This window comes from Pseudomonas viridiflava (assembly GCF_003702045.1).
Taxonomy (GTDB): Bacteria; Pseudomonadota; Gammaproteobacteria; order Pseudomonadales; family Pseudomonadaceae; genus Aquipseudomonas; species Aquipseudomonas viridiflava_C.
On sequence record NZ_RBTP01000076.1, the window covers coordinates 316,460 to 333,430 of the forward strand.

The following is a 16,971-nucleotide window of genomic DNA, read 5'->3' on the forward strand; positions in this document are numbered from 1 at the left end:
TTTTCGGAGCACATTGATGATCGGATTGAACACCGCTGCAATTTACGTCCTGCAAACGCTCGGCAGTCTGTACCTGCTGATCATCCTGTTGCGCTTCGTGCTGCAACTGGTGCGCGCCAATTTCTATAACCCGCTGAGCCAGTTCATCGTCAAGGCCACTCAGCCACTGCTCAAGCCGCTGCGACGCATCATCCCCAGCGTTTTCGGGCTGGACATGTCATCGCTGGTGCTGGCGATCATCGTGCAGATGATTCTGATGGCGCTGACGCTGCTGTTGATGTTCGGCACCACGGGTGACCCGCTGCACTTGTTGCTTTGGTCGATCATCAGCGTGACGGCGCTGTTCCTGAAGATTTTCTTCTTCGCCCTGATCATCAGCGTCATCCTGTCGTGGGTCGCACCGGGTAGCCACAACCCTGGCGCAGAACTGGTCAACCAGATTTGCGAACCTGCACTGGCACCGTTCCGCAAAATCGTACCGAACCTGGGCGGACTCGACATTTCGCCGATTCTGGCCTTTTTGGTGCTCAAGCTGCTGGACATGCTGGTCATCAACAACCTGGCAGCTATGAGCGGCATGCCAGAAGTGCTGCGTTTGTTGATGTAATCCATAGACCATGATCGTGCCCATGCGCTGCGTGGGCATGCTCTGCCGCTGGAATACATCTTCAGGTGGAAGGCCTCACCACGTCTTCGGCGTGGCACTGTCGCTCAGCAAACACCGGGCCGTGGGAGCGGACTTGTCCGCGAAGGCATAATCCCGGCCAGCCTGACGAATATTCCCTTATTGCCGCTACACCCCACGGTCTTTAGACTTACGCCTCATTCAAGCGAGAGCAGGGTCGATGCCCACGGTCTTCCCCCACGATTCTGTCGGTCTGGTCACACCGCAACTGGCCCATTTCAGCGAGCCTCTGGCGCTGGCGTGTGGACGTTCGCTGCCAGCCTACGACCTGATTTACGAAACCTACGGTCAACTCAACGCCACGGCCAGCAACGCCGTGCTGATCTGTCACGCGCTGTCCGGGCATCATCATGCAGCCGGCTTTCACAGTGCCGATGATCGCAAGCCCGGCTGGTGGGACAGTTGCATCGGCCCCGGCAAGCCCATCGACACTCATAAATTCTTCGTCGTCAGCCTGAACAACCTGGGCGGCTGCAACGGCTCGACCGGCCCCAGCAGCATCGATCCGGAAACCGGCAAGCCCTTCGGCGCCAACTTCCCGGTGGTGACCGTAGAAGACTGGGTCAACAGCCAGGCCCGACTGGCGGACGTGCTGGGCATTGCCCAATGGGCAGCGGTCATCGGCGGCAGCCTGGGGGGCATGCAGGCGTTGCAATGGACCATCAGCTACCCGGAGCGCGTGCGTCACTGCCTGGCAATCGCCTCGGCCCCCAAGCTGTCGGCACAGAACATCGCCTTCAACGAAGTCGCACGTCAGGCCATTCTCACGGACCCCGAATTCCACGGCGGCTCGTTTCAGGAGCGCGGCGTGATCCCCAAGCGCGGCCTGATGCTGGCGCGCATGGTCGGGCACATCACCTATCTGTCCGATGACTCGATGGGGGAGAAATTCGGCCGCGGCCTGAAGAGCGAAAAACTCAATTATGACTTCCACAGTGTCGAGTTTCAGGTCGAGAGCTACCTGCGCTATCAGGGCGAGGAGTTTTCCGGGCGTTTTGACGCCAATACCTACCTGTTGATGACCAAGGCGCTGGACTACTTCGACCCGGCCGCCAACTTCAACGACGATCTGGCCAAGACTTTCGCCAACGCCACCGCCAGGTTCTGCGTGATGTCTTTCACCACTGACTGGCGCTTCTCGCCAGCCCGCTCCCGCGAACTGGTGGACGCATTGATGGCCGCCCGCAAGGACGTCTGCTACCTGGAAATCGATGCACCTCAGGGGCACGATGCCTTCCTGATTCCGATCCCGCGCTACCTGCAGGCTTTCAGTAATTACATGAATCGAATTTCGCTGTGAGGATGTCATGAGAGCCGATCTGGAAATCATCCAGGAATGGATTCCCGCTGGCAGCCGCGTGCTCGACCTGGGTTGCGGTGATGGCGAGTTGCTGACCTGGCTGCGTGATAACAAGCAAGTGACCGGCTACGGCCTGGAAAACGACGCGGACAACATCGCCCAGTGTGTCGCCAAGGGCATCAATGTCATCGAACAGGACCTGGACAAAGGCCTGGGCAACTTTGCCAGCAACAGTTTCGACATCGTGGTCATGACCCAGGCACTGCAAGCTGTGCATTACCCCGACCGGATTCTGGACGAAATGCTGCGGGTCGGACGGCAGTGCATCATCACCTTTCCGAACTTCGGCCACTGGCGCTGCCGTTGGTATCTGGCGAGCAAAGGCCGCATGCCGGTTTCCGAGTTCCTGCCGTACACCTGGTACAACACACCCAACATCCATTTCTGCACCTTCGGCGATTTCGAAGAGTTGTGCCGCGAGCGCGATGCGCAGGTACTCGACCGCCTGGCTGTCGACCAGCAGCATCGCCACGGGTGGGCCAGCAAGCTATGGCCTAATCTGTTGGGTGAAATCGGCATCTACCGCGTCACCAGCCCAGGGCTGACGGACCACAAGATCGCCGTGTAACGCTGCGTTTTCGAGGAAAGCCACATGCGCCGCCTGATGCTGTCTCTGCTGATCGCCAGCCTGAGCCTGCCTGCACTGGCGGCGGACGCCATCAAGGGCAATCGTCAGGAAACGTTTGGCGACGTCACGGTTCACTACAACACCTTCAACTCGACCGTGTTGCAACCGGACATCGCCAGAAGCGCCGAGCTGATCCGCAGCAAGCAACAGGGGGTCATCAACGTGTCGGTGATCCGCAGCGGCAAGACGCAGATAGCGCAGGTCAGCGGGACGATCAAGGACCTGGCCAACGGCTCGCTGCCACTGGCGTTCAAGCCGGTCACCGAATATGGCGCCGTCAGCTACGTGGCGCAGTATCCTGTGCCGCAACAGGAAGTCAGAATTTTCGACATTACCGTCCAGACGGGCGGCACTACTCACCGTTTCAGTTTTAACCAGGAACTCTTTCCGGGCCAATGATGAACCTTAGCCAACTCGTACTGGCCAGCCACAACGCTGGCAAGCTCAAAGAACTCCAGGCCATGCTCGGCGACAGCGTCACCCTGCGCTCGGTGGGCGAATTCAGCCAGATCGAGCCCGAAGAAACCGGCCTGTCATTCGTCGAGAACGCCATCCTCAAAGCCCGCAACGCGTCGCGCTTGTCCGGCCTGCCTGCCTTGGCGGATGACTCGGGGCTGGCTGTGGACTTTCTGGGCGGCGCGCCGGGCATCTATTCGGCACGTTACGCCGACGGCAAAGGCGACGCCGCCAACAACGCCAAGCTGCTGGAGGCATTGAAGGACGTACCCGACGAGCAACGTGGCGCGCAGTTCGTGTGCGTGCTGGCGCTGGTGCGCCATGCCGATGACCCGCTGCCGATTCTGTGCGAAGGCCTGTGGCACGGGCGCATCCTGCACGCAGCCAGCGGCGAACACGGCTTTGGCTACGACCCGCTGTTCTGGGTGCCCGAGCGCGATTGCTCCAGCGCCGAACTGGGCCCTGTCGAGAAAAACCAGATCAGCCACCGTGCGCGCGCGATGGTGCTGCTGCGCCAACGCCTGGGCTTGAAATGATCCACGATCCGCCTGCGCAGCCCCTGTTCCTGGGCGAGACCGGTTTCTCGTCCGAAGGTCCGCGCCCTGCGCTACCACACCTGCCGCCACTGTCGCTGTATATCCACATCCCGTGGTGCGTGCGCAAATGCCCGTACTGCGACTTCAACTCCCACACGGCGAGCCCGGTGCTACCGGAGCAGGAATACGTCGACGCGCTGCTGGCCGATCTGGATCAGGATTTGCCACATGTCTATGGCCGCGAGCTGCAATCGATCTTCTTCGGCGGCGGCACGCCCAGCCTGTTCAGCGCCGATGCGTTGGGCCGCCTGTTGCAGGGCGTGGAACAGCGCGTTCGTTTCGCCAGCGACATCGAAATTACGCTGGAGGCCAACCCCGGGACCTTCGAACAGGCCAAGTTCAGTGCCTACCGCGGGCTGGGCATCAACCGGCTTTCTATTGGCATCCAGAGCTTCCAGGCATCCAAGCTTGAGGCGCTGGGCAGGATTCACAACGGCGATGAAGCGATCCGCGCCGCAGACATGGCGCGTCAGGCCGGCTTCGACAATTTCAACCTGGACCTGATGCACGGCCTGCCGGATCAGTCGCAGGACGAAGCGCTGGCCGATCTGCGCCAAGCCATCGCGCTGAAGCCGACGCACTTGTCCTGGTACCAACTGACGCTGGAGCCCAACACGGTGTTCTGGAATCAGCCGCCAGTCCTGCCCGAAGACGATATCCTCTGGGACATTCAGGAAGCCGGTCAGCAACTGCTTGCCGACAGCGGCTACGCGCAATACGAAGTGTCGGCCTATGCACAGCCTGGCAAACCGGCGCGGCATAACCTCAATTACTGGGCGTTTGGCGATTTCATCGGCATCGGCGCTGGCGCTCACGGCAAGCTGAGCCATCCGGACGGGCGTATTGTCCGAACTTGGAAAACGCGGCTGCCCAAGGATTATCTGAACCCAAACAAGCCGTTTCAGGCGGGCATGAAGCTGCTTCCGCTGGATGAATTACCGTTCGAATTCCTGATGAACGCCCTGCGACTCACAAAGGGTGTGGACGCTGCATTATTTCGGGAAAGAACGGGTCTAAGCGTCGACTCACTGGCCACCGCTCGCAAACAGGCGGAGCAGCGCGGTCTATTGCAGACCGATCCGACACGCTTGGCAGCGACGCCCCAAGGCCAGCTTTTCCTCAATGACTTGTTGCAATACTTTCTGATCTAAGGACCCTGCATGGATCTCATACTCGATCTGCTCGCCACCGTGTCACGCTGGAGTCGCAGCAACCTTTCAGAAATCGCCCTGGCGCTGGTGGGCTGCCTGCTGGTGCTGTTCGGCTCGGATGTGAAGGGCTGGCTGGAACAGCGTGTGGGCAGCATGGCAGGCGCCTTGCGCATCCCGATCATGGCGCTGCTGTGCACCGTCGGCAGCGGCCTGGCGCTGATCTATGCCACCCCTTGGGTCGTGCGTGGCCTGAGCCAGTTCAACAACTACAGCCTAGCGCCGGTGCTGTTGGTGGTGCTGGTGCTGATCGGGGTAGTTGCAGACAGGAAGTGACTGGATCGCTCCAGCGCTCCACGTCCGCCTGGAGACGTGACGCAGAGCGTCACGGGCTGCATGCCCACGCGAAGCATGGGCACGATCGTCAACTTCAGGCTGATCGTTCCCACGCTCCAGCGTGGTAACGCCTCTCAGGACGCTGCGCGTCCGCTTCGAGCGGTTAATCGACCTTTTCGAACTTCAAATCCCACACCCCATGCCCAAGACGTTCGCCACGGCGCTCGAACTTGGTGATCGGGCGTTCGGGCGGGCGCGGCACGTACTGGTTATCTTCGGCCTGATTGCGAAAGCCTGGCGCAACGCTCATGACTTCCAGCATGTACTCGGCGTAAGGCCCCCAGTCGGTCGCCATGTGGAACACGCCGCCGGTCTTCAGCTTGCTGCGCACCAAGGCCGCGAACTCGGGCTGCACGATGCGGCGCTTGTGGTGACGGCTCTTGTGCCACGGGTCCGGGAAGAACAGCATCAGGCGATCCAGGCTGCTGTCCGCGATGCAGCGGTTCAGCACTTCGATGGCGTCGCAGTCGTAGACCCGCACATTGGTCAGGCCCTGAGTCAGCACGCCATTGAGCAATGCGCCAACACCTGGGTAATGCACTTCAACACCGATGAAGTCCTGCTCGGGCGCAGCCGCCGCCATTTCCAGCAACGAATGCCCCATGCCAAAGCCGATTTCCAGCGTGCGCGGCGCAGAGCGACCGAAGACCTGATCGAAATCGACAGGGGCGTCGGTCAGAGACAGGCCGAACTGCGGGCGCCCCTGATCCAGACCGCGCTGCTGGCCTTCGGTCATGCGGCCGGCACGCATCACGAAACTCTTGATGCGGCGGTGCTGGCGCTCTTCGCCTTCTTCGGTAGCAGGCGACTCTGGGTGCGGAACGTGCGAATCAGTCATCAACGGGCTCTTACTTGATCAGGCCATCCAGCGGCGAAGATGCGCTGGCATAGAGTTTTCGTGGCATGCGTCCGGCGAGGTACGCCAGACGACCGGCAATTACAGCGTGTTTCATGGCTTCAGCCATCATGATCGGCTGCTGGGCGTGGGCGATGGCGGAGTTCATCAACACGGCCTCGCAGCCCAATTCCATCGCAATGGTGGCATCGGAGGCCGTCCCCACACCGGCATCGACCAACACCGGCACCTTGGTTTCTTCCAGGATGATCTGCAGGTTGTACGGGTTGCAGATCCCAAGACCGCTGCCGATCAGACCGGCCAGCGGCATGATGGCGATGCAGCCGATTTCGGCCAGTTGGCGAGCAATGATCGGATCATCGCTGGTGTAAACCATCACGTCAAAACCGTCCTTGACCAGCACTTCTGCGGCTTTGAGGGTTTCGATCACGTTGGGAAACAGCGTCTTCTGGTCAGCCAGTACTTCAAGCTTCACAAGGTTGCGGCCGTCAAGCAGCTCGCGGGACAGGCGGCAAGTGCGTACGGCCTCAACGGCATCGAAGCAGCCAGCGGTGTTCGGCAGAATGGTGTAGCGATCCGGCGGCAGCACGTCCAGCAGGTTCGGCTCGCCCGGGTTCTGACCCAGGTTGGTACGACGCACGGCAACGGTGACGATCTCGGCACCCGAGGCTTCGATGGCCAGGCGGGTCTGCTCCATGTCCACGTATTTACCAGTGCCTACCAGCAGGCGCGACTCAAAGGTCCGACCGGCCAGAACGAAGGGCTTGTCGCTGCGAACATTGCTCATCGGAAATCCTCTTCAACTTGCAGATTAGGGGGGCATCGCCGTTCAGGGCCGCGAACTAGCCGCCGCCGATGGCATGAACCACTTCGACCTGATCCCCTTCGGACAGGGCAGTGGTTTCGTGCTGGCTGCGCGGCACGATATCCAGATTCAATTCCACTGCAACGCGACGTCCGGCAAGTTCCAGACGGGTCAGCAGCGCCGCGACGGTCGCACCGTCGGGCAATTCAAAGGACTCACCGTTCAACTGAATGTGCATGCGAGAGCAGCCATCATTTTAGGGGGCCAGCATTCTAGCCCGATCAGCCGGTATGACCAAATCAAAGCCGCGCCATTCGTCTCAAGCAGCGCTGGGGTTTAACCGCGGTTCAGGGTGCAGAACCCAGTCGCCAGGCTGCCAGCCCCAGAATTGACCAGCCGAACAAAAACGCCAGACCACCAAACGGGGTGATAATCCCCAATTTGCCGATGCCAGTCAGGGTCAGCGCGTAGAGGCTTCCGGAAAACAACACAATGCCGATCGCAAACGAAACGCCGGCCCAAGTCACCAGCCGACCGGGCACCTGGGTCGCCAACAACGCCACGCCGAGCAGTGCGAGCGCATGCACCAGCTGATACAGCACGCCGGTCTGGAAGGTCGCCAGGTACTCGGCAGTCAGGCGGCCTTTCAGGCCATGAGCGGCAAAGGCACCGAGCGCCACCCCTGTGAAACCGAAGAAGGCGGCCAGCATTAAAAAGCTACGAAGCATCAGGAACTCCAGTGGAAAAATCGTCCGAAGGCGCACGGTCTGTATAATGGCCCGCTCAACGGGTTCGGCCAAGCCATCTCTATGCTGCAGTCTCTCTTTCGTCGCCTCCTCAAAGCCCTGCTGTGGTTCGCTGCCGGCAGCGTCATTCTGGTTATCGTCTTTCGCTGGATACCGCCGCCGGGTACGGCGCTGATGGTCGAGCGCAAGGTCGAATCCTGGTTCGATGGCCAACCGATCGACCTGCAGCGCGACTGGCAGCCGTGGGACAAAATCTCCGACAATCTGAAAATCGCCGTCATTGCGGGCGAAGACCAGAAGTTCGCCGAACACTGGGGCTTCGATGTCGACGCGATCCAGGCCGCGATTCTGCACAACGAACGAGGCGGCTCGATCCGCGGCGCCAGCACCCTGAGCCAGCAAGTTTCGAAAAACCTGTTCCTGTGGTCCGGCCGCAGTTACCTGCGCAAAGGGCTGGAAGCCTGGTTCACCATGCTGATCGAGGTGCTGTGGTCCAAGGAACGCATCCTTGAGGTCTACCTCAACAGCGTCGAGTGGGACGAAGGCGTGTTCGGCGCACAGGCCGCCGCGCAACATCATTTCCGCGTCAACGCGAGCGCCCTGACGGTCCAGCAAGCCAGCTACCTCGCCGCCGTCCTGCCCAACCCGCGGGAATGGAGCGCTGGCCACCCCAGTAGCTATGTCTCTCGCCGCGCCGGCTGGATCCGCCAGCAAATGCGCCAACTGGGTGGGGATGAGTATCTGGCGAATTTGAATCACAGCCGTCGGTTTTGATGAAAAGCGTGAGCTTGCTCAAGACGGTTGTCTGATCAATACCAGTACCTCCAAAAGAGGTTTGGCCGTTTAGAGGAACTCTTCGCGAGCAAGCTCGCTCCCACCAAAGCCCACCGGTTTCAGCAGGTTATGGTTTGTGATCGACACGATTAGAGTTGATTGCCTTTGACAGACCAGTGAACGGCCCAAACAAAAACGCCCCGATCAAATCGGGGCGTTTTGCGTTACCGGGCTACGTTACGCCGCTATCGACGTCTTGAGCTTGTTCATGGCGCTCTTTTCCAGTTGACGAATACGCTCGGCGGAGACGTTGTACTTCTGCGCCAAGTCGTGCAGCGTGGCTTTTTCTTCTGCCAGCCAACGCTGGTAGAGGATGTCGCGGCTGCGTTCGTCCAGCACGTCCAGCGCCTGATGCAGATTGGCGGTGGAATTGTCGGTCCAGTCGGAATCTTCCAACTGACGCGCCGGGTCGTAGCGGTGATCTTCCAGGTAGTTGGCGGGCGACTGGAATGCGCTGTCGTCGTCAGCTTCGGCTGCCGGGTCGAAGGCCATGTCGTGGCCCGTCAGGCGGCTTTCCATCTCCCGCACTTCACGAGGCTCCACACCCAGGCTTTCAGCGACGCGATGCACTTCGTCATTGTTCAGCCAGGCCAGACGCTTCTTCTGGCTGCGCAGGTTGAAGAACAACTTGCGCTGCGCTTTGGTCGTGGCGACTTTCACGATGCGCCAGTTGCGCAGAATGAACTCGTGAATTTCAGCCTTGATCCAGTGCACGGCGAACGACACCAGACGAACACCCATTTCAGGGTTGAAACGCTTCACGGCCTTCATCAGACCGACGTTACCTTCCTGGATCAGGTCAGCCTGAGCCAGACCGTAACCCGAATAGCTACGTGCGATGTGCACGACAAAACGCAGGTGGGCGAGAACCATCTGCCGAGCCGCCCCCAAATCCTGCTCATAGTAGAGACTCTCAGCCAGTTCACGCTCCTGCTCAGGCGTCAGCAATGGAATGCTGTTGACCGTATGCACGTAAGCCTCAAGGTTCGCACCCGGGACTAAGGCATAAGCAGGTTGCAAAGAATTGGTCATACGAAAAAACCTCCAGCGCACATAAATGTGCAGTTCAGCACTGCCAGATTGACTTGGAACCGCGAGACAAGTTCCTTGATTTTCAGAAGCCAATCTGGTGAAACAATTTAGCCTTTACCGTGGCGCCAGCTCACGCAAGTGGCGAGCGACCGCAATCCAAGCACCGATATACCCTAACAATACCGCTCCAAGCAAGAGCGAAAATCCATCGCCCATCGGTACACCGGTGAGCGCAAAGTCACTTCCATAAAGACCTGCCAAGCCGATGACCGCGCCGTTCAGCCAGTTCAGGCCGTAGGCCAGTACGCCCCAGGACAGGATCCCGGCGCCAAAACCGTACAGCGCACCCATATAAAGGAAGGGCCTGCGCACATAGCTGTCAGTACCGCCCACCAGCTTGATCACCTCGATCTCGGTGCGACGGTTCTCGATGTGCAGACGTATCGTGTTACCAATGACTAATAGCAAAGCCGAGACCAGCAGAACCGTCAAGCCAAACACGAACCGGTCGCCCAGCTTGAGAATGGCCGCCAATCGTTCAACCCAAACCAGGTCGAGCTGGGCCTGCTGCACTTTGGGCAGTTCGGCAAGACGGGAACGCAAGGCTTCCAGCGCAGGCTTGTCGACCTCGTCAGGTGTCACCAGTACGACGCCGGGCAGCGGATTTTCAGGCAGTTCCTTAAGGGCTTCACCCAAACCGGATTGCTGCTGGAACTCGCCCAACGCCTGTTCGCTGCTGATGTATTCGGCATCGGCTACACCGGGCATTGCCTTGATTTCGTCGCGCATCCGAGTGCCATCGGCCGTGCTGGCATCCAGATTCAGGTAGATCGAAATCTGTGCTGCACGCTGCCACGAACCACCCAGGCGCTCGACGTTACTTAACAGCAACGACAAGCCCATTGGCAAACTCAGGGCAATGGCCATTACCAGGCAAGTAAAGAAGCTGCCAATCGGCTGTTTGCCCAAGCGACGCAAGCTGTCGACCAGACTTGAGCGGTGACTCTCGAGCCAGGCAGAGAGCAGCGCGCTGAAGTCAGGGCCGTCATCGTCATGGTCCTGACGCTTTTTCTTCTGTTTCTGCGGAGTCGGGTCCGCTGCTTTGGGCGCTACGCGCTCCGAAACCTTTGGGCTGCGTGTAGCACTCATACCCCAGCCTCCCCGTCGCCGATCAGGCGACCGCGTTGCAGGGTCAGCATGCGGTGGCGCATGCGGGCAATCAGCGCCAAGTCGTGACTGGCGATCAACACGCTGGTGCCGAGTCGGTTGATGTCTTCGAACACACCCATGATTTCCGCTGCCAATCGTGGATCGAGGTTACCGGTGGGCTCATCCGCCAGCAGCAAGGCAGGGCGGTGAACGATGGCGCGCGCAATACCGACGCGCTGCTGTTGCCCGGTCGACAGATCACCGGGGTAAAGCTCGGCCTTGTCGGACAGCGCCACACGATCCAGTGCCGAATCGACGCGCTTGGCGATTTCAGGCTTGGACAGCCCGAGAATCTGCAAAGGCAGCGCGATGTTGTTAAACACCGTGCGGTCGAACAACAGCTGATGATTCTGGAACACGACGCCAATCTGGCGACGCAGAAAAGGGATCTGCGCGTTGCTGATCTGCCCCAGGTCCTGACCGGCCAGCATCAGTTTGCCGGTTGTCGGGCGCTCCATCGCCAGCAACAGGCGCAGCAACGTGCTCTTGCCCGCACCGGAATGCCCGGTGACGAACAGAAACTCGCCGCGACGGACTCGAAAGCTCAGTTCATGCAACCCGACATGTCCATTCGGGTAGCGCTTACCGACCTGCTCGAAACGAATCATGGACGCTCCCGCTCCGCGAACAGAGCCTGGACAAAGGGTTCGGCTTCGAAGGTGCGCAAGTCGTCAATGCCCTCGCCCACACCGATATAACGGATTGGCAGGCCGAACTGCTTGGCCAGCGCGAAGATCACGCCGCCCTTGGCCGTGCCATCGAGTTTAGTGAGCGCAAGGCCGGTCAAGGTGACCGTCTGGTTGAACTGCTTGGCCTGGTTGATCGCATTCTGGCCGGTGCCTGCATCCAGCACCAACAGGACCTCATGCGGAGCGTCTGCGTCCAGCTTGCCGATCACGCGGCGCACCTTTTTCAGTTCTTCCATCAGGTTGTCTTTGGTGTGAAGGCGACCGGCGGTGTCGGCGATCAAGACGTCGATGCCACGAGCCTTGGCGGCCTGAACGGCGTCGAAGATGACCGAAGCCGAATCCGCGCCCGTGTGCTGGGCAATGACCGGAATCTTGTTGCGCTCGCCCCAGACCTGCAACTGCTCGACAGCGGCCGCGCGGAAGGTATCGCCTGCAGCCAGCATGACTTTCTTGCCTTCAAGCTGAAGCTTCTTGGCCAGCTTGCCGATGGTGGTGGTCTTGCCAGCGCCGTTGACGCCGACGACCAGAATCACGAACGGCTTGTGTTCGGCCTTGATGACCAGTGGCTGCTCGACGGGTTTGAGCATTGCAGCCAGCTCACCTTGCAACGAGGTGTAGAGCGCCTGGGCGTCGGTCAACTGTTTGCGGGCGACTTTTTGGGTCAGGCTCTGGATGATCACCGATGTGGCTTCGACGCCGACGTCGGCGGTCAGCAACCGGGTTTCGATTTCTTCGAGCAGGTCATCGTCGATGGCCTTCTTGCCCAGAAACAGGCTCGCCATACCTTCGCCAATACTGGCGCTGGTCTTCGACAGGCCTTGCTTGAGGCGGGCAAAGAAACCGACCTTGCTGCTTTCAGGTTCCTGAGCCGGAGCGGCGACTGGCGCGAGCGCCTGAACAGGCTCGGCCGGCGGCTGGATCGAAGGCTGAACAGGCTGAGTTACTGGCTGCGCGGCAACAGGTTCGATCACAGGCTCACGAACAGGAGCAGGCACCGGCTCAAGCAGCACCGGTTCAGGGACGCTGATCGGCGCGACATCGGCGGCAAGCTGCGGTGTTGCCTGAGGCTGAGGCTCTGAAGCAGGTGCCACCGGGTACTGAGGAGCAGCCGACACGTGATGCTGCTCGGGAATCGGCGGCGTGACATGGGGCTCGAGCTCGTCGATCAGCGCGACCGATTCTTCAGCCACCGGCAGCGTTAACCAAGGCTTTGGCGACGGCTCGCCGGGTTCCACATGCTGGGCAGCAGGTGCGGGATCAGCAGCCTGAGGAACGGGTTGCGGGGCCGATTGCGGGGCTATGGATGGCTCAACCTGCGGCGTCGATTCGACGACCGGCTCAGGCTGTGCCGGGGTTGATTCTGGCGGCGTGGATTCGGTGTCCTGCGTTTTTTTGCGCAGCCATCCGAACAGGCCTTTCTTCTCTCCAGCCGCAGCTGGGGTCTTCTTGTCGTCGTTGGAACCAAACATGGAGGACGGCTATCTCAAGGTTGCGGGACGCCAAAGGCGACTCGGAAAAATTCTGACATGCAAAACAGACTGCATTCAGGACTGCTTGTTCACTGGGCAGCCCCTTCTACGGGTATCGTTCAGCTTCGTTTCGAACAGTTTTCACTCGCACTTGGCCAGTGAAGGCTGTTTCTCATGCAAACGGACCAGTATCCTAACACCCCCGCGCCTGCCGACGCTAAGTTCACGCAGGCCGCCCTACAGGTTCAAACTACGAATGAATGTTCTAGCCCGCCGTGCTGCAGGCCTGTTGATCAGCGCAATTTGTTTGCCGCTGACAGCCTTGGCTGCCGATCCGCAACCCACTCATGAATTCACGCTCGACAATGGCCTGAAGGTCATCGTCCGCGAAGACCATCGCGCGCCTGTGGTGGTTTCTCAGATCTGGTACAAGGTCGGCTCCAGCTACGAGACGCCGGGCCAGACCGGTCTGTCCCACGCCCTTGAGCACATGATGTTCAAAGGCAGCAGCAAGACCGGCCCGGGCGAGTCATCGCTGATCCTGCGCGACCTGGGCGCTGAAGAAAACGCTTTCACCAGCAATGACTACACCGCCTATTACCAGGTACTGGCCCGTGACCGCCTGAGCGTAGCGCTGGAGTTGGAAGCCGACCGCATGGCGACCCTGAAACTGCCGCCGGACGAATTCAGCCGCGAGATCGAAGTCATCAAGGAAGAGCGCCGCATGCGCACCGATGACAAGCCAATGGGCAAGGCGCTGGAACGCTTCAACGCAATGGCCTACCCCGCCAGCGGCTATCACACTCCGACCATTGGCTGGATGGCCGACCTTGAACGCATGAAGGTCGAGGAACTGCGCCATTGGTACGAGGCCTGGTACACGCCGAATAACGCCACATTGGTGGTGGTTGGCGATGTGCAGCCGGATGAGGTCAAGGCGCTGGCGGAACGTTTCTTCGGCCCGATCCCGCGTCGTGACGTACCACCGTCTAAAAAACCGCTTGAACTGGCCGAACCCGGCGAGCGCAAGATCACCCTGCATGTCAAAACCCAACTGCCGAGCCTGCTTTACGGCTTCAACGTGCCCAGCGTAGCGACGGCTGAAGACCAGCGCTCGGTCAATGCCCTGCGTCTGATTGCAGCGCTGCTCGACGGTGGCTACAGCGCACGCATTCCTGCGCGGCTGGAGCGTGGCGAAGAAGTGGTGTCAGCGGCGTCCTCCCGCTACGACGCCTTTGCCCGTGGTGACAGCCTGTTTCTGATCAGTGCCACACCCAACGCCCAGAAGAAGAAAACCCTGGCCGACGCCGAGGCCGGTATCTGGCGTTTGCTGGATGACCTGAAGACCAAGGCGCCGTCCGCCGAGGAACTGGAACGCGTCCGGGCACAAGTCATTGCCGGCGTCGTCTACGAGCGCGATTCGATCACCAGCCAGGCCACCATGATCGGCGAGCTGGAAACCGTCGGGCTGTCCTGGAAGCTGATGGACGGCGAACTGGAGGCCCTGCAGAGCGTCACGCCACAGGATATCCAGAAAGCCGCCAACACCTATTTCACTCGCGAGCGCCTCAGCATCGCGCACGTTCTGCCTGAGGAGAAAGCCAAATGATCAAGCGCAACGCTCCACGTCATGCGCTGCTTGGCCTGATCCTGGCCGGTACATTCATCGTCCAGCCTGCTTTTGCGGATGAAACTGCCGCACAGCCACTGGGCAGCAACCTGCAAACACTCAAGGAGCTGGACGGCAAGGCGCCAGCTCGCCGTGCCTTGAACATCCAGACCTGGAACACCGCCGAGGGCGCCAAGGTGCTGTTCGTGGAATCCCGCGAGCTGCCGATGATCGACATGCGCCTGATCTTCGCCGCAGGCAGCAGTCAGGATGACAAGACGCCGGGAATCGCCCTGCTGACAAACGCCATGCTCAATGAAGGCATCAAGGGCAAGGACGTCAGCGCCATCGCTCAAGGCTTCGAAGGCTTGGGCGCAGAGTTTGAAAACGGCTCCTACCGCGACATGGCAGTGACCTCGCTGCGCACGCTGAGCGCGCCGGACAAGCGTGAACCGGCCCTGAAACTGTTCAGCGAAGTCGTTGGCAAGCCGACCTTTCCCACCGACTCGCTGGCCCGCATCAAGAACCAGTTGATCGCCAGCTTCGAGTATCAAAAACAAAACCCTGGCGCCATCGGTAGCAAGGAACTGTTCAAGAAGCTGTACGGCGATCACCCCTACGCTCATCCGAGCGACGGAGATGCCAAAAGCATCAACGCCATCACACTGGCGCAGCTCAAAGCGTTTCATGCCAAGGGTTATGCTGCTGGCAACGCGGTGATTGCGCTGGTCGGCGACATGTCCAAAGACGAGGCGCAAGCCATCGCCGCGCAGGTATCGGCCTCGCTGCCTAAAGGCCCGGCGCTGGCGAAGGTTGCCGAACCGGTCGAACCGAAGGCTGGCACTACCCATATCGAGTTCGCCTCCAACCAGACGCTGCTGATGCTGACGCAGCTGGGCGTTGCCCGTAACGACCCGGATTACGCGGCGCTGACCGTGGGCAATTCAGTGCTGGGCGGCGGTGGCTTCGGCAGTCGGCTGATGACTGAAGTACGCGAAAAGCGCGGCCTGACCTATGGCGTGTCGTCCGGTTTCACGGCCATGCAGGTGCCGGGACCGTTCATGATCAATCTGCAAACCCGCGCCGAAATGGGTGATAACACGCTGAAGCTGGTACAGGACATCGTGCGCGACTTTATTGCCAACGGTCCGACCCAGAAGGAACTGGACGATGTGAAACGCGAACTGACCGGCAGCTTCCCGCTGACTGCGGCCAGCAACTCCGCAATCGTCAGCCAGTTAGGCGCCATCGGTTTCTATGACCTGCCGCTGACCTACCTTGAGGATTACATGACGGCCGCCCAGAGCGTGACGGTCGAGCAAGTCAAGGCGGCCATCGGAAAGCACCTCAACGTCGACAAGATGGTTATCGTGACCGTTGGCCCGACCGTGCCGCAGAAAGAACTGCCCGCGCCAACCGACAAACTCACTCGTCAACCTGTAGGGGTCCCGGAGCACTGATGGCCAATCCACGTCCGAAAGGCCATAACGGCCTGGGTCAGCTTCGTATCATCGGTGGCGAATGGGGCAGTCGCAAACTGACCTTCCCAGACGCACCCGGCCTGCGCCCGACGCCTGATCGGGTGCGCGAAACCCTGTTCAACTGGCTGGCGCCCCATATCGCGGGCGCCAGGGTGCTGGATGTTTTCACCGGCAGTGGCGCGCTGTATTTCGAAGCGCTGTCACGCGGTGCCAGCATGGGCCTGGCGCTGGACAACAACGCCACGGCCATCGCCAGCCTGCGCCAGAACCTGGCCACGCTGAACTGCACAACCGGCCAGGTTTCCCAGGCTGACGCACTGCGCCACCTGGAAACCGCCGCCGCCTCGCCGTTCGACGTGGTGTTTCTGGACCCGCCCTTCCATCAAGGCCTGCTGGCCTCGGCCTGCAACCTGCTGGAAACACGTGGCTGGCTGGCCGACCACGCCTGGATCTACACCGAAAGCGAAACCCCTCCCTCGACGACCGGCTTGCCGGGCTCCTGGCGCCTGCATCGCGAGAAGAAGGCCGGGCAGGTTTACTACGCGCTGTGGCAGCGGGATGAGGATTCAGGCACCCCTATAACCCGCTGAAAAGGGCTATCCACGTTTAGAAGCGGCTCGCCAGCGATGCGGTTTTTGATGCTCCATCTCATTAACCAGACCGACGCCATCGCTGGCAAGCAGCCTCCCACGCTGTGTTTGCTGCGAGGCTGTGTTGTGTCAGGCACCTCCCCAACGCCTGAAGAAACGCCGAGCCCGCAGGGCGTGGGAGCTTTCGCAGGTTACGACGGCTGCGGTGGGCGGCGCGCCGGCCCTTGAGTGCATCTGACTCACCGCATGTGCCGGTTTTATCAAACGACCTGTAGCCCGCTGGAGAAACGTGATTTTACGGGAGCCAAACTTGCCTATGACGATGATCGCGCAGCGTAGAGAACGATCCGCCTGAACCACTCGGCCAGCCCCCTCTTACATC

General features: G+C 60.4%; 19 protein-coding genes. 11 read left to right on the forward strand and 8 right to left on the reverse strand.

The window, feature by feature from the left end:
- The first annotated feature begins 16 nt into the window (after positions 1-16).
- The 7 genes from ALP40_RS24280 (at position 17) to ALP40_RS24310 (ending at position 5,209) form a co-directional block, all read left to right on the forward strand.
- Complete coding sequence (locus ALP40_RS24280) at positions 17-607, forward strand: YggT family protein (protein WP_122210675.1); 591 nt, start codon at positions 17-19, stop codon at positions 605-607.
- Between the two features lie 238 nt (positions 608-845).
- Positions 846-1,985 carry a homoserine O-acetyltransferase gene (locus ALP40_RS24285; protein ID WP_122210676.1) on the forward strand — a complete coding sequence of 380 codons (1,140 nt, stop codon included), beginning with the start codon at positions 846-848 and terminating at the stop codon, positions 1,983-1,985.
- A gap of 7 nt (positions 1,986-1,992) precedes the next feature.
- Positions 1,993-2,613 (forward strand): methionine biosynthesis protein MetW, encoded by a 621-nt coding sequence (gene metW / locus ALP40_RS24290; RefSeq protein ID WP_122210677.1) that lies wholly within the window; start codon positions 1,993-1,995, stop codon positions 2,611-2,613.
- A gap of 24 nt (positions 2,614-2,637) precedes the next feature.
- Positions 2,638-3,072 carry a DUF4426 domain-containing protein gene (locus tag ALP40_RS24295; protein WP_122210678.1) on the forward strand — a complete coding sequence of 145 codons (435 nt, stop codon included), beginning with the start codon at positions 2,638-2,640 and terminating at the stop codon, positions 3,070-3,072.
- Positions 3,069-3,665 carry an RdgB/HAM1 family non-canonical purine NTP pyrophosphatase gene (gene rdgB / locus ALP40_RS24300; RefSeq protein WP_183136083.1) on the forward strand — a complete coding sequence of 199 codons (597 nt, stop codon included), beginning with the start codon at positions 3,069-3,071 and terminating at the stop codon, positions 3,663-3,665. The genes ALP40_RS24295 and rdgB overlap by 4 nt, the downstream gene beginning before the upstream one ends.
- Complete coding sequence (hemW, locus tag ALP40_RS24305; protein ID WP_122210679.1) at positions 3,662-4,876, forward strand: radical SAM family heme chaperone HemW; 1,215 nt, start codon at positions 3,662-3,664, stop codon at positions 4,874-4,876. The genes rdgB and hemW overlap by 4 nt, the downstream gene beginning before the upstream one ends.
- Positions 4,877-4,885: 9 nt before the next feature.
- Complete coding sequence (locus ALP40_RS24310; protein WP_122210680.1) at positions 4,886-5,209, forward strand: DUF3392 domain-containing protein; 324 nt, start codon at positions 4,886-4,888, stop codon at positions 5,207-5,209.
- A 163-nt stretch (positions 5,210-5,372) separates the two neighbouring features.
- On the opposite strand, the gene trmB is transcribed toward ALP40_RS24310, so the two are convergent.
- The 4 genes from trmB to ALP40_RS24330 all read right to left on the reverse strand — a co-directional run bounded on the left by trmB (position 5,373) and on the right by ALP40_RS24330 (position 7,658).
- Positions 5,373-6,020 (reverse strand): tRNA (guanosine(46)-N7)-methyltransferase TrmB, encoded by a 648-nt coding sequence (trmB, locus tag ALP40_RS24315; protein ID WP_219853759.1) that lies wholly within the window; start codon positions 6,018-6,020, stop codon positions 5,373-5,375.
- A gap of 97 nt (positions 6,021-6,117) precedes the next feature.
- Positions 6,118-6,912 carry a thiazole synthase gene (locus tag ALP40_RS24320; RefSeq protein WP_024686365.1) on the reverse strand — a complete coding sequence of 265 codons (795 nt, stop codon included), beginning with the start codon at positions 6,910-6,912 and terminating at the stop codon, positions 6,118-6,120.
- 55 nt (positions 6,913-6,967) lie between these two features.
- Positions 6,968-7,168, reverse strand: coding sequence for a sulfur carrier protein ThiS (thiS, locus tag ALP40_RS24325; protein WP_024686366.1), 201 nt, complete (start codon positions 7,166-7,168; stop codon positions 6,968-6,970).
- A 109-nt stretch (positions 7,169-7,277) separates the two neighbouring features.
- Positions 7,278-7,658: a DUF423 domain-containing protein gene (locus ALP40_RS24330; RefSeq protein WP_122210682.1), complete on the reverse strand. Its 381-nt coding sequence runs from the start codon at positions 7,656-7,658 to the stop codon at positions 7,278-7,280.
- A gap of 81 nt (positions 7,659-7,739) precedes the next feature.
- Between ALP40_RS24330 and mtgA the strand changes: the two genes are divergently transcribed.
- Positions 7,740-8,450 carry a monofunctional biosynthetic peptidoglycan transglycosylase gene (mtgA, locus tag ALP40_RS24335; RefSeq protein WP_122210683.1) on the forward strand — a complete coding sequence of 237 codons (711 nt, stop codon included), beginning with the start codon at positions 7,740-7,742 and terminating at the stop codon, positions 8,448-8,450.
- A 237-nt stretch (positions 8,451-8,687) separates the two neighbouring features.
- Here mtgA and rpoH read toward each other — a convergent pair whose 3' ends face one another.
- The 4 genes from rpoH to ftsY all read right to left on the reverse strand — a co-directional run bounded on the left by rpoH (position 8,688) and on the right by ftsY (position 12,909).
- On the reverse strand, positions 8,688-9,542 hold the full coding sequence (gene rpoH / locus ALP40_RS24340; RefSeq protein WP_004884403.1) for an RNA polymerase sigma factor RpoH: 855 nt from the start codon (positions 9,540-9,542) through the stop codon (positions 8,688-8,690).
- A gap of 114 nt (positions 9,543-9,656) precedes the next feature.
- Entirely contained in the window at positions 9,657-10,691 is a 1,035-nt protein-coding gene (gene ftsX / locus ALP40_RS24345) for a permease-like cell division protein FtsX (RefSeq protein WP_122210684.1), read from the reverse strand.
- Positions 10,688-11,359: a cell division ATP-binding protein FtsE gene (gene ftsE, locus ALP40_RS24350; protein ID WP_003411930.1), complete on the reverse strand. Its 672-nt coding sequence runs from the start codon at positions 11,357-11,359 to the stop codon at positions 10,688-10,690. The genes ftsX and ftsE overlap by 4 nt, the downstream gene beginning before the upstream one ends.
- Positions 11,356-12,909 (reverse strand): signal recognition particle-docking protein FtsY, encoded by a 1,554-nt coding sequence (ftsY, locus tag ALP40_RS24355; RefSeq protein ID WP_122210685.1) that lies wholly within the window; start codon positions 12,907-12,909, stop codon positions 11,356-11,358. The genes ftsE and ftsY overlap by 4 nt, the downstream gene beginning before the upstream one ends.
- Positions 12,910-13,165: 256 nt before the next feature.
- Here ftsY and ALP40_RS24360 point away from each other — a divergent pair, with 256 nt between their 5' ends.
- Genes ALP40_RS24360 through rsmD form a run of 3 tightly spaced genes read left to right on the forward strand, consistent with a single transcriptional unit; the run spans position 13,166 to position 16,589 of the window.
- Positions 13,166-14,518, forward strand: coding sequence for a pitrilysin family protein (locus ALP40_RS24360; RefSeq protein WP_122210686.1), 1,353 nt, complete (start codon positions 13,166-13,168; stop codon positions 14,516-14,518).
- Positions 14,515-15,978 carry a pitrilysin family protein gene (locus ALP40_RS24365; protein WP_122210687.1) on the forward strand — a complete coding sequence of 488 codons (1,464 nt, stop codon included), beginning with the start codon at positions 14,515-14,517 and terminating at the stop codon, positions 15,976-15,978. The genes ALP40_RS24360 and ALP40_RS24365 overlap by 4 nt, the downstream gene beginning before the upstream one ends.
- Positions 15,978-16,589 carry a 16S rRNA (guanine(966)-N(2))-methyltransferase RsmD gene (rsmD, locus tag ALP40_RS24370; RefSeq protein WP_122210688.1) on the forward strand — a complete coding sequence of 204 codons (612 nt, stop codon included), beginning with the start codon at positions 15,978-15,980 and terminating at the stop codon, positions 16,587-16,589. Before ALP40_RS24365 ends, rsmD begins: the two co-directional genes overlap by 1 nt.
- Positions 16,590-16,971 lie beyond the last annotated feature (382 nt).

What these genes read in the sequence shown, in the direction of transcription:
- ALP40_RS24285 (WP_122210676.1), top strand. Translation starts at nt 846, where the DNA reads ATGCCCACGGTCTTCCCCCACGATTCTGTCGGTCTGGTCACACCGCAA.
- rsmD (WP_122210688.1), top strand. Translation starts at nt 15,978, where the DNA reads ATGGCCAATCCACGTCCGAAAGGCCATAACGGCCTGGGTCAGCTTCGT.
- ftsX (WP_122210684.1), bottom strand. Translation starts at nt 10,691, where the DNA reads ATGAGTGCTACACGCAGCCCAAAGGTTTCGGAGCGCGTAGCGCCCAAA.
- ALP40_RS24280 (WP_122210675.1), top strand. Translation starts at nt 17, where the DNA reads ATGATCGGATTGAACACCGCTGCAATTTACGTCCTGCAAACGCTCGGC.
- ALP40_RS24365 (WP_122210687.1), top strand. Translation starts at nt 14,515, where the DNA reads ATGATCAAGCGCAACGCTCCACGTCATGCGCTGCTTGGCCTGATCCTG.
- mtgA (WP_122210683.1), top strand. Translation starts at nt 7,740, where the DNA reads ATGCTGCAGTCTCTCTTTCGTCGCCTCCTCAAAGCCCTGCTGTGGTTC.
- trmB (WP_219853759.1), bottom strand. Translation starts at nt 6,020, where the DNA reads ATGCGTGCCGGCCGCATGACCGAAGGCCAGCAGCGCGGTCTGGATCAG.
- ALP40_RS24360 (WP_122210686.1), top strand. Translation starts at nt 13,166, where the DNA reads ATGAATGTTCTAGCCCGCCGTGCTGCAGGCCTGTTGATCAGCGCAATT.
- metW (WP_122210677.1), top strand. Translation starts at nt 1,993, where the DNA reads ATGAGAGCCGATCTGGAAATCATCCAGGAATGGATTCCCGCTGGCAGC.
- ALP40_RS24310 (WP_122210680.1), top strand. Translation starts at nt 4,886, where the DNA reads ATGGATCTCATACTCGATCTGCTCGCCACCGTGTCACGCTGGAGTCGC.
- rdgB (WP_183136083.1), top strand. Translation starts at nt 3,069, where the DNA reads ATGATGAACCTTAGCCAACTCGTACTGGCCAGCCACAACGCTGGCAAG.
- ftsY (WP_122210685.1), bottom strand. Translation starts at nt 12,909, where the DNA reads ATGTTTGGTTCCAACGACGACAAGAAGACCCCAGCTGCGGCTGGAGAG.
- thiS (WP_024686366.1), bottom strand. Translation starts at nt 7,168, where the DNA reads ATGCACATTCAGTTGAACGGTGAGTCCTTTGAATTGCCCGACGGTGCG.
- ftsE (WP_003411930.1), bottom strand. Translation starts at nt 11,359, where the DNA reads ATGATTCGTTTCGAGCAGGTCGGTAAGCGCTACCCGAATGGACATGTC.
- ALP40_RS24320 (WP_024686365.1), bottom strand. Translation starts at nt 6,912, where the DNA reads ATGAGCAATGTTCGCAGCGACAAGCCCTTCGTTCTGGCCGGTCGGACC.
- ALP40_RS24330 (WP_122210682.1), bottom strand. Translation starts at nt 7,658, where the DNA reads ATGCTTCGTAGCTTTTTAATGCTGGCCGCCTTCTTCGGTTTCACAGGG.
- ALP40_RS24295 (WP_122210678.1), top strand. Translation starts at nt 2,638, where the DNA reads ATGCGCCGCCTGATGCTGTCTCTGCTGATCGCCAGCCTGAGCCTGCCT.
- rpoH (WP_004884403.1), bottom strand. Translation starts at nt 9,542, where the DNA reads ATGACCAATTCTTTGCAACCTGCTTATGCCTTAGTCCCGGGTGCGAAC.
- hemW (WP_122210679.1), top strand. Translation starts at nt 3,662, where the DNA reads ATGATCCACGATCCGCCTGCGCAGCCCCTGTTCCTGGGCGAGACCGGT.